Annotated in this window: 16 protein-coding genes; 15 read left to right on the top strand and 1 reads right to left on the bottom strand. The window is 59.2% G+C overall.

Annotated features, from left to right (window positions below; genetic code table 11):
* Positions 1-1,293 carry a CitMHS family transporter gene (locus tag BFP95_RS24800; RefSeq protein WP_065880814.1) on the bottom strand — a complete coding sequence of 431 codons (1,293 nt, stop codon included), beginning with the start codon at positions 1,291-1,293 and terminating at the stop codon, positions 1-3.
* 111 nt (positions 1,294-1,404) lie between these two features.
* Between BFP95_RS24800 and BFP95_RS24795 the strand changes: the two genes are divergently transcribed.
* From BFP95_RS24795 to BFP95_RS24725, 15 genes are all read left to right on the top strand, one after another.
* Positions 1,405-2,292, top strand: coding sequence for a LysR family transcriptional regulator (locus BFP95_RS24795; RefSeq protein ID WP_065880813.1), 888 nt, complete (start codon positions 1,405-1,407; stop codon positions 2,290-2,292).
* A gap of 193 nt (positions 2,293-2,485) precedes the next feature.
* Positions 2,486-2,791, top strand: a complete 306-nt coding sequence (locus BFP95_RS24790; RefSeq protein WP_065873338.1) for a hypothetical protein — start codon at positions 2,486-2,488, stop codon at positions 2,789-2,791.
* On the top strand, positions 2,772-4,079 hold the full coding sequence (locus BFP95_RS24785; RefSeq protein WP_065873339.1) for a diaminopimelate decarboxylase: 1,308 nt from the start codon (positions 2,772-2,774) through the stop codon (positions 4,077-4,079). The genes BFP95_RS24790 and BFP95_RS24785 overlap by 20 nt, the downstream gene beginning before the upstream one ends.
* A gap of 10 nt (positions 4,080-4,089) precedes the next feature.
* Entirely contained in the window at positions 4,090-4,998 is a 909-nt protein-coding gene (locus tag BFP95_RS24780; RefSeq protein ID WP_065873340.1) for a hypothetical protein, read from the top strand.
* Position 4,999: 1 nt separating this feature from the next.
* Positions 5,000-5,977: a 3-oxoacyl-ACP synthase gene (locus BFP95_RS24775; RefSeq protein ID WP_065910854.1), complete on the top strand. Its 978-nt coding sequence runs from the start codon at positions 5,000-5,002 to the stop codon at positions 5,975-5,977.
* Positions 5,978-5,988: 11 nt separating this feature from the next.
* Positions 5,989-7,584 (top strand): class I adenylate-forming enzyme family protein, encoded by a 1,596-nt coding sequence (locus tag BFP95_RS24770; protein ID WP_256530426.1) that lies wholly within the window; start codon positions 5,989-5,991, stop codon positions 7,582-7,584.
* Positions 7,562-7,816 (top strand): phosphopantetheine-binding protein, encoded by a 255-nt coding sequence (locus BFP95_RS24765; RefSeq protein WP_065873343.1) that lies wholly within the window; start codon positions 7,562-7,564, stop codon positions 7,814-7,816. The genes BFP95_RS24770 and BFP95_RS24765 overlap by 23 nt, the downstream gene beginning before the upstream one ends.
* Positions 7,817-9,370, top strand: a complete 1,554-nt coding sequence (locus BFP95_RS24760) for an AMP-binding protein (protein ID WP_065873344.1) — start codon at positions 7,817-7,819, stop codon at positions 9,368-9,370.
* A complete protein-coding gene (locus BFP95_RS24755; protein ID WP_065873345.1) occupies positions 9,339-10,856 on the top strand; it encodes an AMP-binding protein in 1,518 nt (505 codons plus the stop codon). Before BFP95_RS24760 ends, BFP95_RS24755 begins: the two co-directional genes overlap by 32 nt.
* A 122-nt stretch (positions 10,857-10,978) precedes the next feature.
* Entirely contained in the window at positions 10,979-11,383 is a 405-nt protein-coding gene (locus BFP95_RS24750) for a VOC family protein (protein WP_065873346.1), read from the top strand.
* Entirely contained in the window at positions 11,380-12,507 is a 1,128-nt protein-coding gene (locus tag BFP95_RS24745) for an acyl-CoA dehydrogenase family protein (protein ID WP_065910852.1), read from the top strand. Before BFP95_RS24750 ends, BFP95_RS24745 begins: the two co-directional genes overlap by 4 nt.
* A complete protein-coding gene (locus BFP95_RS24740) occupies positions 12,504-12,983 on the top strand; it encodes a hypothetical protein (RefSeq protein WP_065873348.1) in 480 nt (159 codons plus the stop codon). Before BFP95_RS24745 ends, BFP95_RS24740 begins: the two co-directional genes overlap by 4 nt.
* 9 nt (positions 12,984-12,992) lie before the next feature.
* The gene (locus tag BFP95_RS24735; protein ID WP_065873349.1) at positions 12,993-13,814 is read left to right on the top strand and encodes an alpha/beta fold hydrolase; all 822 of its coding nucleotides are present in this window, start codon (positions 12,993-12,995) and stop codon (positions 13,812-13,814) included.
* The gene (locus BFP95_RS24730; protein WP_225930646.1) at positions 13,780-14,784 is read left to right on the top strand and encodes a 3-oxoacyl-[acyl-carrier-protein] synthase III C-terminal domain-containing protein; all 1,005 of its coding nucleotides are present in this window, start codon (positions 13,780-13,782) and stop codon (positions 14,782-14,784) included. The genes BFP95_RS24735 and BFP95_RS24730 overlap by 35 nt, the downstream gene beginning before the upstream one ends.
* Positions 14,729-15,943, top strand: coding sequence for an acyl-CoA dehydrogenase family protein (locus tag BFP95_RS24725; RefSeq protein ID WP_256534316.1), 1,215 nt, complete (start codon positions 14,729-14,731; stop codon positions 15,941-15,943). Before BFP95_RS24730 ends, BFP95_RS24725 begins: the two co-directional genes overlap by 56 nt.
* Positions 15,944-15,961: the final 18 nt, after the last annotated feature.

The raw sequence follows: 15,961 nt of genomic DNA, 5'->3' as shown, positions 1-15,961 counted from the left end.
TCAAATTACTCCCAGGAGCAACGCCGTCAGGGTCATCAACACCGACGCGGCGAACAGAAACGGAATGGTGAAGCGCTGGTGATCGGCCAATTCGATCTTGCACAGGCCCACCAACAGGAAGGTCGCGGGGGTCAGCGGGCTGACCGGGAAGCCGGTGGTGTGCACGCCCAGCAATGAGGCTTGGGCCACTTGCAGCGGGTCGACGCCCAAGGCCTTGCCGACTTCAGCGATCACCGGCATGACGCCGAAATAGTAGGAGTCGGGGTCAAACAGCATGCTCAGCGGCATCGAAATAAAGCCCACCACCGCCGGGATCAACTTGCCGTGGCCGGCCGGAATCTGCGCCACCGCCACTTCGGCAATCGCTTTGAGCATGCCGGTGCCTTGCATGATGCCGGTGAACACCCCGGCGGCGAGCAGGATACTGGCCATGGTCAGCGCGGTCTTGGCATGGGCATCGATGCGGGCGCGCTGGGCGTCGACGTTCGGGTAGTTGATGCACAGCGCCACCACGGTGCCGAGCATAAACATCACTACCGGGTCGACCCAGCCGGCAATCATCACCACCATCACCAGCACGGTCAGGACCAGGTTGACCCAGAACAGACGCGGGCGACGCAGCTTGATGTCGTCGTCACTGAGCACCCGCTGCGGCATCGCATCGACGGTCGAGCCGGCGCCGAGGCCCAGGCGTTTTTCTTCGCGATGACCCAGCCACCAGGCGCAAGCAAATACGAAGATCAGGCCGACGATTTGCACCGGGATCAGCGGCTGGAACAAATCCGCCACTGGCACATGTAACGCCGCGGAGGAGCGCAGCACCGGGCCGGTCCACGGCAAGAAGTTGACCCCGGCCGCCATCGCGCAGACACACGCAAGGATGCGCTTATCAATGCCCAGCCGCGTGTACAGCGGCAGCATCGCCGGCACCGTCACCAGAAAGGTCACCGCGCCGGAGCCGTCCAGGTGCACCAGCAACGCTAAGGTCGCGGTACCCACGACGATCCTTGTAGGACGCGTCCCCACCGTGCGCAAGATCCGATCAATAATGGGGTCGAGCATGCCGGCATCGGTCATGATCCCGAAAAACAGGATCGCAAACACAAACATGCCCACCACAGGGGCGACGTTCTTGATACCGGTGATGATGAAGGCGCTGGTTTGCAGGCCGAACCCGCCGAGCAGCGCGGCAATGATCGGCAAAGCGATCAAGGCGACCAGCGGCGAGAGGCGTTTGCTCATGACGGCAGCGAGCAGGCACAGGATGGTGATGACACCCAGGGTAGCGAGCATGGGTTACTCCAGAGCGGCCTTTGTGGCCGGTTATTGTTTTCCCTGGAGTATTGGAAGCGGGTTAGTCTTTGTAAATTGGAATATTCACCAGCTGGTGTTCGGAAAAACAAAATGAAGAACAGTATCCAACACATCCAGGCATTCCTTGCCGTGGCCCGCACGGGCAGTTTCACCAAGGCTGCCAATGAGCTGCACCTGTCGCCTTCCGCGCTCACCGTGCAGGTGCAACAGCTGGAAGACTGGCTCGGCGTCGCCCTGCTTGACCGCAGCCCACGTCACGTCAGTATCACCGCCGCCGGCCTGGAGGCGCGCGGGCCCATGGAAAAACTGCTGTTGGACCTGGACAATATCGTCACCGGCTCCCGGGACCTCGCCGCCTTACGCCGAGGCGTGGTCACTATCGCCGCCCTGCCCTCGGTGTGTGCCGGTTCGCTGCCGCCGGTTCTGCGCCTGTTTCGCGAGCGCTTTGCCGGGATCGAAGTACGCCTGCATGACCTGGTGGCCCATCGCATTCACGCCCAAGTACGTTCCGGCGAAGTGGATTTCGGCATCGGCGTGCGGGCACGGCTCAGCCACGGCCTGGAATTCGTACCGGTGCTGAATGATCGTTTGTGTGCGTTTGTACCGCTGGATCATCCCCTCACCCGCCATCGCCAACTGACCCTGGAACAATTGGCGGACCAGCCGATCATCCTCACCGGCCGCGACAGCAGTGTGCGTGAGCACGTGGATGCGCTGTTTGACGAGACACGGCTGACGATGAACGCGGGGATGGAGGCCAACTACATGTCGACCGTGTTGGCGCTGGTGCGCCAGGGCCTGGGGATCAGTGTGCTGCCGGAGTCGGCGGCGGACAGTCTGGAAGGGTTGAAGCGTATCAATATCGATCACCCTGGGGTGAACCGAGAGATCGGGTTGATCAGTCGCAGCGGGATGGGGCTGAGTCCGGCGGCGCAACGCTGTTTCGATTTGCTGAGTGAGCAACTTTCGCCGTCGTAGACAGGACCGGAGCGCACACGCTGTGACTGATATTAAAGCTTCAAGAGACCGGTCCAAACAGGCTTCGCACTCGTTGCGAAAACAGGCGTTATCAATAAGAAGATAGCGACGCGCGCCCTTGCAATTTCAAGCAAATCTCCGTGTACGCCATGGCTATGATCACGCCTACGACGTTTAAGGGGTTGTCACATTCATGAGCGCATCAGAAAACACGGCACGGGCTTTTATACTCGCATCGCTGCATAACCTGGGCGTTGCTCAGGATAAGTTGCAGGCCATCAACCACGGTGCAGACATCTATGGACCGCAGGGGCTATTGGACTCTATCCACTTAGTTGGCCTTATCTCGGCGATTGGTGAATGGGTTGACACCACCGCCGGTAATTCCGAGAGTTTCTTCGATATTCTCGATGACGATCTGTTCGACAACTTTAAAGATATCAATCGAATCGAATCGTTATTGAACGGGAAATTCAGTCATGTCAGCTTTTGCGCCTGATAGTCGCTATATCCACACCGACAAAATTGAAAACATCTCCTATCAGCTGCTGGCAGACTACGTACCCACGCCGTTTTATGCCTACAGTGCCACACAGATAAAAACAGACTTTGCAGAGCTCAAACGCTCGCTCCCCCACGACATCGATTACTTCTACTCCCTGAAAGCCAACCCGAATAAAACCTTGGTTGCGCTCTTGCATGAGGCGGGGACGGGCTGTGAAGTGTGTTCCCTGGTGGAACTGGAAATCGCACTACGCCAAGGTGTGGCACCAAGCGATATCATTTTTGTCGGACCGGGAAAACATATTAACGAGTTGACGCAATGTTGCCTGGCGGGCATTAAAGCCGTGGTGGTCGAGTCCATCGAAGAAATGCGCTTGCTCAATGATATTGCCGCGGGCCTGGGCGTAATCCAAAACATTGCCCTGCGTATCAATCCCGACTTCACTGGCGAAAAAGCCAAGTTGGTGATGAGTGGCAAGCCCCGACAATTTGGTATTGATGAGCAACTATTGCCGCAGGCATTCGCCCTGCTCGGGCAGTTGACGCAACTGCGCCTGGCGGGCATCCATATTTATCTTGGCACGCGCATTCTGGATTGGCAGGCCCTTGCCAACAATACGCAAAATATCCTGACACTGGCCGCCACACTCCAGCAAACCTATGAAATCGCCCTCGACTTCGTGGATGTCGGTGGTGGCTTTGGCGTGCGCTATTTCGACAAGGAAAAAGCGCTCGACCTGCCCGCCCTGGGCGAGGCACTGCTTCCGCTGGTGAATAACTATCGACAGGCCTTTCCACACTGCAGAATTGTTATTGAGCTGGGCCGCTTCCTGATTGCACGCGCAGGCATTTTTGTGACGCGGGTCAACTACCTCAAACCGTCCCGTGAAGAGTGGTTTGCGGTGTGTGACGGCGGTGCAAACTGCCACGGCAGCGCTGCCGGCATCAACTCCCTGATCCGTCGAAATTTCCCGATGGCGCGCCTCGGCCCGTCCCGGCCCGGTGACCTGCATCGCTACCAAGTGACCGGTCCGCTGTGCACGCCCACGGACCTGCTGGGCGAGAACATCATGCTGGCTGAGCTTCGTTCGGGAGACCTGATCGGTATCGCGCATTCCGGGGCCTATGGTGCCAGTGCGTCGCCGGTGGGCTTTTTGAGCTTTGGTCACCCGGCCGAAGTGCTTGTCGAAAACGACCAAGCCTTCCTGATCCGCACAGCCGATAGCGTAGACACCATGCTGGCTCCGCAGGTGTGTCAGCGTTTGTCTTTGGCCAAGGCCTGAGGGAATCGCCATGTCCCTTGAGTTTGCGAGTTCCCATATCGTATGGCGCCAGTTCGAAAAACCAACCACCACGCCCGCCGTCGACGACGCACAACTGAAGCTCGTGAAGGACTTCGTCAACGGCTTTTTTCACTCCCATGGCCATGTGGGCCAGGCCCAGGACGCCCATGCCTTTCGCTGGTACGCCGCACAGAACCAGGCATTCCAGGTCATGCTCAAACAGCTGGTCGGCGAGCTGGCAAGCCAGGCCCTGCTCAAAGACCTGGATCTGGTGGTGCTCGCCCACTGGACGCCGGACGTAGAGGTAGGATGCTCGGTAACCAACGCCATTATTCATGAGACCGGTGCCCATGATGCGTTTGGTATTGCTCTCAGCGATCACGGCTTGAGCAGCACGTTCCTGGCACTGCAGGTCATTGAGGATTACCTCGATGACAGCCACCGTGAAAACCGTGAAAAAAAGGCCTTGCTGTTGATCGCCGACCAGGACGCCATCATGTATGACTGCCCTGGCCTGGCCCGTTTCAACCCAGCAGCCAGCGCCTGCGTTGTACTGTTGCGCAGCGTGCCGAGCGAACGGGCCGGCGGCCAACCTGGAAGCATCGCGTTCAAACACTATCGCAAGGTGCCTTTTCCGGCCACGCGCCAGGCTCTGGATGCCCTACTCCTCACGCTGGCTATGTTCACGCCCAGCGAAGACCGGCTGCCCCTGCTGATCCTGACCACGCCGGTTTTTGCCGAACAGTTGCGCCAGCATGCGCCGTTGGCGAGCCACCGTATCGAGAGCTGGGATGAGTCTTTGTTGTCTTGTGCCCCCTGGGCTCGGCTGGAACAAATTGCGCCGAGCAGCCACCGTATTCTGCTGATGCTGGCACAGGGTGACTCTCTGTCCTGCGCCGGCTTTGTGGCGGGAGCCTGAGATGTATATCAATACGATAACCAGCCTGGTCGCTGCAGACCTCACGCCGCTGTCCGCGCTGGCAGAAAAATATGCCTGGGGTGAGCGCAACACGCGAATTTTTGGCCGTTTTCATCGGATGGAGTCGGCCAGCCTGTTTGAACACGAGGGTTTGCCTGACCTGATGATGCAGCTTTTGCAACAGTTCCGGGCCGAGTGTGACCCGGTACTGTTCGAGCAGATTGGCTATGTGGTCTGGGCGCACTCTCTGAATAGCCCCAGCCCTTTTGATCTTGGGCCTGTCCTGGCCAACAAGGTGCGCAGCTTTCTGGTGCGCACAGAGGTAGAGTTTTTCTCTGTTACCCAAGCGTCGTGCGCGTCGGCGCTGGTCGGACTGAAGTTTCTCGATGCCAAACTGGCAGCGGCTCACGCCAGGCAGGAAAACGTCTGCGGCCTATTGATCACGGGGGAAAAGTGCTTCCACGGCACCGTGCAATACGTCAATCAGAATGGCTTTTTCGGCGAAGCATTCTGCGCCACCCTGCTCAGCGCACGTCCTTCGCCCGGCGCCTTATGCATGAGTGGCATGCATGTCCAGCAACTGGCCGCCTACGGCACACGGACGCGCGAGACCAGTCGCGAACGTGAAAACGCCTACGATCATGCCTTCATTCCCACCATGCTGGAAACCGTAAACACCGCGCTGCTGAACGCGGGCCGACGTCCTGAAGAGCTGCGTACGCTGATCCCGTACCACATCAGCCCACCCACCTTCGACAGGATTGCCGACGCAGCAGGCTTTTCCCGGGACATCATTTACCGCCGTCATCTGTACCAGTTGGGACATTGCTTTTGCAGCGACACGTTCCTCAACCTGAAAAGCCTGCTGACGCACCGCGATAACGCTGTAGCCGTAGGCCCTATTCTCGCCGTGGCGTCCGGCATCGCGGGCACCTTTGCAGCCGTAGTTCTTGAATTGAATAATGAGGATCAGACATGAGCACAAACCATTTGACCCAGTGGCTGGTGCACGCTGCACACCAGTGCCCTGAGGGCACAGCACTGATCGAGGGTGAACATGCCGTGACCTGGGCCGCGCTCCATCAACGCGTGATCAATACGGCCGCCTACTTGCGCCAGCTGCAGGTCGAACGCGGCGACCGGGTATTGGTCTGGCTGCCGAACGGGGTGGATTTCGTCGTCTGCTTTTGGGCCGTGCAATATTTGCAGGCCGTGTTTGTGCCAGTAAACCCGGACACGCCGCTGGCCCGAGTCGGCTGGTTACTCGACAACGCAGCGTCGCACCTGCTGATTGCCCAGTCAGGGCAAGCCGCCGCGTTGGCAGCGGCGACAAATGACCTTGAACTACGCGTGCTGTTTGACCAGGTTCCCGACGCGCCAGAAAGTCATTCGTCACTGCTCTCCCTGCAACAAATGGCGGCAATCACCTCAGCGATGCCATTGGTGGTCGAGGGCGCACTGGATATTGACCTGGCCTGCCTGATCTACACCTCAGGTTCGACGGGCGACCCCAAGGGGGTCATGTTGACCCAGCGCAATATGCTCAGCGCGGCGGACTCCGTCGCCACCTATTTGCAATTGGCAGCCAGCGACCGGATTTTCTGCACGATCCCCATGAGCTTCGACTATGGGCTGTATCAAGCGATCATGGCGACCAAGGTGGGCGCAACGCTGATTATCGAAAAGGATTTCAGCCGTCCATTGTTTGCCCTCAAACAGCTGGTCAAGCACCAAGCAACCATCCTGCCGATCGTTCCCACACTGCTGGCGATCATTGCGCCATTGGCCAAGCGCTATGACTTTTCCTCCCTGCGCAAAATCACTAACACCGCAGCGGCACTGCACGCGAGCGACATCGACCTACTGGTCTCGCTCTTCCCGCAAGCCGAGATTTTTTCCATGTATGGGCTGACCGAGTGCCATCGCTGTACCTGGCTTCCCCCGGCCCTGTTGTCCCAGCACAAAGACAGCGTGGGCTATGCCATCCCGAACACCGAACTCTGGGTGGTGGACGACAGCGGCGTTGCACACCGCAGCAATGCCACGGGTGAACTGGTGATCCGCGGGGCAACCGTGATGCGCGGCTACTGGCGCAACCCGGAGCAGACCGCGAAGAAGCTGCGGCCTGGCCCATTGCCCGGTGAGTCGGTCCTCTACACCGGCGACGTGTGCCGGCTGGATGAGCAGGGCTTGCTGTATTTCCTTTCGCGCAGCGATGACATCCTGAAAACCAATGGCGAAAAAGTCGCTCCCCGGGAAGTCGAAAGCGTACTCAAACGCATGCCGGGAGTGCTCCAGGTCGCAGTGCTCGGTGTTGCCCACCCTGTCTATGGTGACGAAATCGTGGCCTGTATCGAATGCGTCGCGCCCCTCGACACCGCGCAGCTCAAAGCCTTTTGCCAGGCTCATCTTGAAGCCTATAAGCGGCCGCACCGCTATTACTTCAGTGAGGCTTTGCCCAAAAACAATAACGGGAAAGTTGACCGCGGCCAGCTGTCCGCCCTACTGCCGCACCGGGAGAACAGCCTGAACGTCGGGAGCACACAACAAACAGGGAGCCAACATGTATACGCCAACCATTATTGAAGCCATCGGGCTGGTTCTGGAAACGTCAAACCTCTCGGAGCTGAGTGCGCGCACACACCTGGAGCGCGACCTGGGATTTGAAAGCGGTTTGTATATCGAACTCATTATGTACCTTGAGGAGCGCATCGAGGACCTGGTGCTCGACCCGGCCACACTGGAATACCAGCACTTCGAGACCGTGGGCAGCCTGTCGAACTTCATCGAACTCAAACTCGCCAGCCGGGCGGCATGAATGGACGCCTGGTCTGAGCTCATAACGGTGTTTATGCGCTTTGAGGATCAAGCGCATACCGCATGGCGCCACCACTCAATGACGTACAGCTACGCGGCGCTCGCCCACCGCGCGCAGGATATCGCCATTGAAATAGTGCGCCAGCCGTCACGCAGCGAGACGCCGCTGGCGCCGGTCTTGGTTTATGGCCACAAATCCTTCGATTTCCTGGCGGCCTGGTGGGCCTGCCTGCTGTGTGGTTGTCCGATTGTGCCGGTTGAATCTGACAACGCTCCCGAGCGGCTGGAACGGATCGCCCGTACGGTCGGCGCCCGTTTGATTCTGAACACCGACGCCCTTCCCTTGTACGCCACCAATGCCAAGGTGATTGACCTCGCCGCCTTGCCGTGGCAGCACCATGCCCCTGCAGCGCTGCGGCATTTGCTGGACGACACGCGCAAGTGGATAGACAACGCAAGCGGCCCCCTGCTGGCTTACATCATGTTTTCCTCGGGAACCACCGGGGAGCCCAAGGGCATTCAGGTCAGTCAGGCCAATTTAGTCGATTTCGTGGCGTGGATACGCAGCGACTTTCCACTTGATGGGGCTATCACCGGAAATGTGCGGTATTGCTTCGATGTCTCCCTATTTGAAATCTGGCTCGCCTGGCAGTTTCTGCAACCGCTGTCGGTGCTCGACCATAGAGACTTGATCAACACCCGCAAAATGATTGCCCAGCATGCACAGATGGCATTGACCTGCTGGGTATCTACGCCGTCGATGATGCGCCTCTACTTGCTGGACCCGACGTTCACTGGGCAGACACTGGCGCAGTTGCGCCGGTTTATCTTCTGCGGTGAAACGCTGCCCAAAGCGATCGTCACCCAGCTGTGGACGCGCTTCCCAGGCAGTGAGGTGGTCAATACGTACGGCCCTACCGAATGTACCGTGGCGGCGTCACAAGTGCTGATTACCCAGGACATGGTGACCTCGTCACTGCCCCTGCCGATCGGTCGCGCCAGGCCCGGCGCAGTGCTGCAACTGGCCCAGCCCGTGGACGCTGCTGGCCGCGGGCAACTGTTGATCAGCGGCAAGTGCGTCGGCCCGGGTTACCTCAATGCAGCGCCTGCGCGTCAGGCCAGTTTCAGCCATGCGGATGGGCAGCCGACTTACGCCACCGGAGATATCGGCCTGTTTGATGGCACCTGGTACTACTTCCTGGGGCGTGAAGATGGCGAGGTCAAAATCCAGGGATACCGTATTGACCTGCATGAAATCGAACGTTTCCTGCGCGACCGCAACCTGGTCGCCGATGCGGTGGTAGAGCCGTATTGGCGCAAAGGCAACGCAGAGGCAATCCAGGCCTGCGTGATCCTCAATGCAACCTGCGAACTTTCACAACTTGGCCACGCCATGCAAGCCCATTTCCCCCCGTGGGCGATCCCGCGTTACTGGTACAGCACGCCCCGCACCGTACTCAATCACAACGGCAAACTGGATCGTTCAGCTGCCCGCCAACTGGCTTTGGACAACGGAGAAAAATATGTTTTTATCGCAAATCAAACCGCTGTTTGAGCGGCTGAAATATCAGAGCACAGCGACCGCGTTGATCAACGAGCAAGGCACCTACAGCTTTGCCGAACTGGGCGTGCGCACCGCCGCGATTGCGCAGGTGCTCGCACCATGGGCAGGCCGTAACGTGCTGGTTCACGGCCACAAGCAAATGGATGCCGTGGCCGCCATGCTGGCGTGTATCAGCCAGGGTTGCTGCTTTAGCTTTGCCGACCAGTCCAACCCCATTGCGCGAATTGAAAAAATTGCCCGGCTGACCCGCGCCGAGCTGATCCTCACGGCGACGCCCCAGAAGCTCGAGGGTCTGGACCCTTGGCCCCAATGGGTGACCTCCACCCTGGAGAACGGCGACCCGGCATCACTGCCACTCGAACCCAATTTGACCCAGCCAGCCTTTTATATTCTCCCAACATCGGGCAGCACCGGTGAACCGAAGGGTGTCGTCGTCAGCTATGAGAACTTCGCCGCATTCTCGATCTGGTACAGCCCGATGATCCGTGACGGTATCGCACACGGATGCCATGTGAGCCACGCCTGTTTCTCCTTCGACATGGGCTTGCTCGACCTTTTCCCGGTGCTGTGCGAGGGCAGAGCCCTGTTGATGCTGGATCACCGCCACAACATGCTGCCGCGGCAAAATATCCGCCTGATGTCGCGCTATCCGCAAAGCCCGGTCACCAGTTGGTTCTCCACGCCAAGCTTTGTCGATTTGATGTTGAAGGACCCTTTGTTCAGCGGGGAGCAGTTTCCGGACCTGAAGCGGTTTTTCATGGCCGGCGAGCGCGCCTCGCTGGGGTTGGTGACCCAGTTGCAGACGCGTTTCCCGGGCCTGGAGGTAATGCACGGTTATGGCCCGACCGAGACCACCGGCATGACCCATACCTTCGAGCTTGGCCAGCCGCCCCAGCACGTCGCAGGCCTACTGTCCCTTGGCGCTGCCTGCGGGTTGACCGGGATCAGGATCGTCGATGCCGAGGGTCAGAGCCTCCCGCCAGGCGAAATAGGCGAAGTGCGTTTGTACGGCCCGCAAGTCGCACTGGGCTACTTGCCTGAGGACGACCCACGTAACAGTGCATTCAGCCATGACGAGTTCGGACGTTACTACGCCACAGGTGACCGGGGTTTTTTGGATAACGAACAATCGCTGTTTATCCACGGTCGGGATGATGGGCAACTGAAACTGAACGGCAACCGTATCGAGCTGGCCGAAATTGAAAGCAGTGTATGCCGCTATGTGGAGGTGACCCAGTGTTGCGCGGTGCCGATCAAGGAAGAGGGTAAGGTCATCGACCTGCAACTTTTCATTCAATTGCGCGAGGACAGTGCAACCCACCGCGCCGCACTGCGCCAGTTCCTGGCAGAACAATTACCGGCCTACATGATCCCGAAATCCCTGTTCTTTTGTCAGACCTTCCCCGTGACACTGCATGGAAAGATCGACCGCCAACAGCTGGTGGATCAACACAAAGAGCCGCTGTCCGTCAGCTGATGGCCACCTGCAAGCACATATAAAAAACTTCCCGCCACCACGGCGAAAATGCCCATCACTCACGCACCGGCGCCGGACAGGCGCCGGCGTCAATCGTTTTCCCCAAGGATAAGGGCGTCGCGATGCGTTTTAGTCATATCGGTTATGTGGTGGGCGACAGCGACGCAACGGCTGTCGCGGTTAAACCGTTTTTCCCGGTTATCGTCCGATACAAAGAATATGTTGGCGCACAAAAAGTGTTCATCACCCTGCTGGAAACGGATGACGGGCACAGCCAGATAGAGTTGGTCGAACCGTTGGAAAACAATCTTCCCTTGCGCGAGCTATTGGCCAAATCCGGCAAGTCGTCGCTGCCCTACCACATCTGCTTTGAAGTCGATGACTTTGATGAGCAATTCAACGTCATGAAGAGCGCCGGCTGGATCGTACTGACACGCCCGTTCAACGCCTTTGACAGCAACCACCGCTCCAGCCACCTCTATCACCCTGATGCCGGGGTCATTGAAATCATGTCAGGCCCGCTATGAGTCAACTCTACGATGACACGTTCGCCGGGCAATCCTGCCCGTTGGGCGCAGACGCCCAGCAGATTGCCGACCAACTGCGCAACTTCGGCGACACACGGCAGATCATGGAGCAGTGGTCGTTCGCGGCGACGTTGAACCATCTCGGCTTGCCGCAAAGGTACCAGGTACCGCCAAGCCGTCAGGTGATCAGCCTGGCTGAACGCTATGAGCTCTACGAGCAGATCGGTTTCCTCTCCCCGGCGCTGATATTCAGCGCACCCGGGCCGAGCATGGCCGCCTATGTGGTGGCCGGGCTGGGCAACGAACAGCAGCAGGATGCCTTCTTCGGCCAGTTCCAAAAGGCATTGTGCTGGTCCTGTTTTGCGATGACCGAACCTACACAGGGCAGCGATGCCGGGGCCATGCAGACCACAGCGACACCGGTTGACGGCGGGTACCTTATCTGCGGGCGCAAGATGTTTATCGGCAACGGTGTCATCGCCGAAACCGGTGTGGTATTTGCGCGTACCGCACCGGGGCAATTGGGGATCAATGCTTTTGTGTTTTCGCCACAAGACCCGGCCATCACCCGCCACCGCCTTGAACTGACAGGGCTTGACGGTACAAACCTGGCGCTGATGGAGTTCAACAACCTGTTTATCCCGGCAGGGGATTTGCTCGGGCAACACTTGAAACCGACCCAGCGTTTTGCGCAGTCGGCGATGGCCACGTTCGATGCGCTGCGCCCCTGCGTCGGCGCCCTGGCGCTGGGAGTGGCGCGACGCGCATTGCATGAATGGCAAGCCTGCGTCACGCCGACCCCGGCACAGTCACAACGGCTGTCGCATATGAAGCGCCGCTGGTATGCCGCTTACCGTGAGGCGTCGAGGGTCTGTCAGCAAGTCGATGAGCAGCACACCCTGGAAAAAAGCCGTGGCATGGTGAAAACCGCCTGCGTGATCCTCGCCGATGAAATTGTCAGTGAACTGATCCACGCGTTCCCCACAGACGCTCAGCCTGTACCGGCAACCCTGTGGCAGGCATTTCGTGATGTAAAAGCCTTTGAGTACACCGAAGGCACACGACAGATCCACCGCCTGAACCAGCGTTTTTCACCCCGACCAGCCAGCCAGGAGTGCCGATGACGCTCGCCCCTCTCGTGCAGGGTCAACTGAATATCGTCAGTACCTGTGAAGCCATCACGCCGGACAGCCGGCACTTTCTTGCTACCCGGGAGCTATCGACCCAGGCGCGCTGGTATCAACACTGGCCACACATCGATTGCGGCGAGCGCCTGCACGCCAAGGCCGCTGTGGACCTGTGCCGCCGCGTCATCAGTGAGCCGTACCCGACCCAGTTGGTTTACGACAGCCTGCACCCGGCAGCGCGCGGTGCAACGCCCCTGCTGCAAAGCCTGATATCCCAATGCCCGGGCTTCATCGAAATCTGGGGCGTGTGCAGTGGGCAATTTGATCCGCATTACGCCGGTTCTCTGGCTAACACCCTGCTTCAACCCGGGCAACGCCTGCTGTATCTGTATGACCCGCTGCAGCGCCTGAGTGGTGACCCGACGCCCCAACTGGCGACGCTGCACTACCTGATCTTTTCTGCACAAGCCTAGGGGCAAGCAATGGATACCCAGTTTGCTTCATTGATCGAGCGCCTCGCCAAACCCACCCTGCTGCCGATGCGTCCGGGTGAGTCGCGACAGCTGGCGACCCTGAAGGCCGAGGTGCTCACCTGCGGCGAATACCACAGCCGGGTGCTGATAGAGGACAACCACGGCCCACAGGCCAAAAGCGCACTGTTGCTGCACGGCTGGGGTGGTCATCCGATGATGATGTCTGACTTGCAAGCAGTGCTGCAGGCCCAGGGATACAGGGTCTACACCCCCTTCCTGTTGGGCCATGATCCTCTCGCGCCGGCCAATTGCGATTTGCCCGGCCAGTGCTCCTTACTGTTGGCAATGCAGACCCGATACGGCCCGTTCGATACCGTGGTTGCCCACTCGGCCGGCGGGCTAATCACGGCGATGGCGCACTGGCTGGGTTTTACTCTCAACCACGTAGCACTGCTGTCAGCCCCGGCATCACTGTCCAGCCTGTTGCAGCATTATTTGACGCTGCTCAAGGCAGACGAACAGTACCTGCCACTGCTCGGTCGCTATTACCAGAGCCGCTACCCCATGCCCGCCGACTTGCAGACCGCACACCCGTACACCTTCCACGGGGCACGTGCACTCATCTTGCACGGCACGCAAGACCAACGAATCAACCCTGCCGACGCCAGGCAAATTCATGCTCAGTTGCCGGATAGTCAACTGCATATCATCGACAATACAGGCCACCTGGGAATTCTCTCGCACCAGCGTACCCAGCAAGTGCTGGCCGGGTTTCTCGGCGCGAAAGACGCCAATCATGAAAAAGGGAACACCCATGCTGGGGCATATTGAATCCATCACCCTTCACATTCCCGAGCAGCGCACGTCACTGGTCGAGGCCGGCCTCACCCTTGGGTTGACCGCGCTGGATGTCAGGATGTTTTCACGCTTCTACGGCCTGGAGAGCTTCCCGCGTCATCCCGGTACGGTGGATGACCTGATACGCCAGCTCCTAGAACAATTCGTCGCCACTCATCCTGACGTCGTCGCACGCATCCGGCATGTGGTGCATGCGCATACCGTGCCGACCCTGCGGCCGTTTCACGAGACCGGCAGGGCCGTACTCGACGCCTGCGGGTTTGCCCACGACACCGAGTACGCCAGCCTGACGATGGGCCACTGTGCAACCTCGTTGTCGGGCGTGGAATATCTGTGCAGCCGCCTCAAGGACGGGGAATACGCGCTACTGCTGATCGGCGAGAAAGCCTTCCACCCGAAGGTGGAGCTTCTGGACGACACCACCATCATGGGCGAAGCCGGCTGTGCCGTGCTGCTCAGTCGATCAGGAGACCGCGCCAGGGTCATTGCCCGGCACAGTGAGCAGGCCGGCCAGTTCAGTCAACACAAGGGGAATGAACCCAGGACCAACCCGGAATTCGCCGATGCCTATTTCGACTTCGTCAGCACGGCCATGCGCCGTGCGGCGCAGCAGTTCGACTGCGCGCTGGATGCCCTGGACTGGATAGCCCCGCACAACGTCAACCTGTCGTCCTGGCAGAAAATAGCCGACGCGCTCGCTATCCCCCGCACAAAGGTGTTTTTGCAGAATGTTCCCCGCTATGGCCATTGTTTTGGCGCGGACCCCTACCTCAATCTCGCCGCACTCATTCGTGGGCAACAGCTTGCTCCCGGCGCCAAAGTGATGCTGGTCAGCGTCGGCATGGGCGCCACCTTTTCCTCGCTGTTGCTTGAGTTACCTGCCGGCAATGAAACCCCCGTTTTTTGCAACCTCGAGCAATACCCGGATGTGCGGCCCGATTAAGTTAACGCCTAGTTATTCCTCTATGCGAACGCAGCCACCCATGAGCGATATCACCCGCCGCTACCCACAACTTTACGCGCTGTCAGAGCGACTTCTTGCCGCCGGACAGCTCGAGGATAGCAATCTCCCACTGGCGATCGCCTATCTGGATGACCTAGAGCTTAGAAGCCTGGCCTGTATCGGCATACCTTCACAGTTCAACCCCTGGGAAACGCCGGCCTTTTCCAATGTCAGCTATCCCTGGCACTTGCAAATCATCGAATACCTGAGCCGAACGGACGCCAGCGCCATGATGCTGTTGCCGGGCGCATCCCTCAGTACCCGGGCCATCCTGACCCTGGGCAATGAAGAGCAGCAGACACGTTTCTTTGCCTGCTTTGCCGAACGCCCGGCCTGGACATTCTTTGCCGTCACGGAGCCCGACATAGGTTCAGATGCCGGGGCCATTTCCACTGAGCTCACGCACAGCGAACAGGGCTGGCGGCTCAACGGCACCAAAAAATTGATTGGGGGCGCGATGCTGGCAAGCGCCGGCCTTGTGTTTGCGCGCTATCAACAAAGCCAGCGCCTGGTGATGGTTTTCCCTGATGAAACCGAGCCCGCCTTACTGCGTGAGCCACTGGGTACCGTCGGTTTGGCAGGTGCGGGTTTAACACGCCTGACGTTCAAGGATTATCGCGTCCAGGAAGACGATATTCTGGGGCACGAGCGGCGCGAACTCCTGCAGGGGCTCAACGCGTTGAGCCTGGTATTCGAGCGTCATCGTCCCATGGTGGCCGCCATGGCGCTGGGCACCACATTTGGCTTGCTTACCGCCCTCGACACCCGTCCCTTGCCGGCCATTGCGAGGCGCTCGGTCGCGCGGCTGTGGCGAAAATACCACGCGATCTACCAACAAATGCTGACCGTGGCAGAAGGCTACAGCAACGGCCAGCATCAGCACGCCCTCACCAGCCAACTCAAGCGTAATGCTACCCGCCTGGTCGAGGAAACCGCGTGCCACCTGCCCCACTGGCTCAACCGCGATGACTGGCTGGAAGATCGCTTGCTGCGCAAGCGCTATCGCGACAGCTTTGCGTTTGAGTACATGGAGGGCACCAGCCACATTCACCTGCTCAATAGCTTCCGTCCGCCCGTAACCCAAGGGACCAGCCTGTGACACTCTGCCTCGATCCTG

The sequence above is a fragment of the Pseudomonas sp. 58 R 12 genome (genome assembly GCF_900005865.1).
GTDB lineage: Bacteria > Pseudomonadota > Gammaproteobacteria > Pseudomonadales > Pseudomonadaceae > Aquipseudomonas > Aquipseudomonas tritici.
The sequence above is the reverse complement of the archived record's forward strand: the minus strand, read 5'-3'. Positions and strand labels throughout refer to the sequence as shown.

Excerpts from the sequence above, each read along its gene's own strand:
- BFP95_RS24740 (WP_065873348.1), top strand. The coding sequence starts at position 12,504 with ATGACGCTCGCCCCTCTCGTGCAGGGTCAACTGAATATCGTCAGTACC.
- BFP95_RS24735 (WP_065873349.1), top strand. The coding sequence starts at position 12,993 with ATGGATACCCAGTTTGCTTCATTGATCGAGCGCCTCGCCAAACCCACC.
- BFP95_RS24760 (WP_065873344.1), top strand. The coding sequence starts at position 7,817 with ATGGACGCCTGGTCTGAGCTCATAACGGTGTTTATGCGCTTTGAGGAT.
- BFP95_RS24745 (WP_065910852.1), top strand. The coding sequence starts at position 11,380 with ATGAGTCAACTCTACGATGACACGTTCGCCGGGCAATCCTGCCCGTTG.
- BFP95_RS24765 (WP_065873343.1), top strand. The coding sequence starts at position 7,562 with ATGTATACGCCAACCATTATTGAAGCCATCGGGCTGGTTCTGGAAACG.
- BFP95_RS24785 (WP_065873339.1), top strand. The coding sequence starts at position 2,772 with ATGTCAGCTTTTGCGCCTGATAGTCGCTATATCCACACCGACAAAATT.
- BFP95_RS24780 (WP_065873340.1), top strand. The coding sequence starts at position 4,090 with ATGTCCCTTGAGTTTGCGAGTTCCCATATCGTATGGCGCCAGTTCGAA.
- BFP95_RS24800 (WP_065880814.1), bottom strand. The coding sequence starts at position 1,293 with ATGCTCGCTACCCTGGGTGTCATCACCATCCTGTGCCTGCTCGCTGCC.
- BFP95_RS24755 (WP_065873345.1), top strand. The coding sequence starts at position 9,339 with ATGTTTTTATCGCAAATCAAACCGCTGTTTGAGCGGCTGAAATATCAG.
- BFP95_RS24725 (WP_256534316.1), top strand. The coding sequence starts at position 14,729 with ATGAAACCCCCGTTTTTTGCAACCTCGAGCAATACCCGGATGTGCGGC.
- BFP95_RS24775 (WP_065910854.1), top strand. The coding sequence starts at position 5,000 with ATGTATATCAATACGATAACCAGCCTGGTCGCTGCAGACCTCACGCCG.
- BFP95_RS24750 (WP_065873346.1), top strand. The coding sequence starts at position 10,979 with ATGCGTTTTAGTCATATCGGTTATGTGGTGGGCGACAGCGACGCAACG.
- BFP95_RS24795 (WP_065880813.1), top strand. The coding sequence starts at position 1,405 with ATGAAGAACAGTATCCAACACATCCAGGCATTCCTTGCCGTGGCCCGC.
- BFP95_RS24790 (WP_065873338.1), top strand. The coding sequence starts at position 2,486 with ATGAGCGCATCAGAAAACACGGCACGGGCTTTTATACTCGCATCGCTG.
- BFP95_RS24730 (WP_225930646.1), top strand. The coding sequence starts at position 13,780 with ATGAAAAAGGGAACACCCATGCTGGGGCATATTGAATCCATCACCCTT.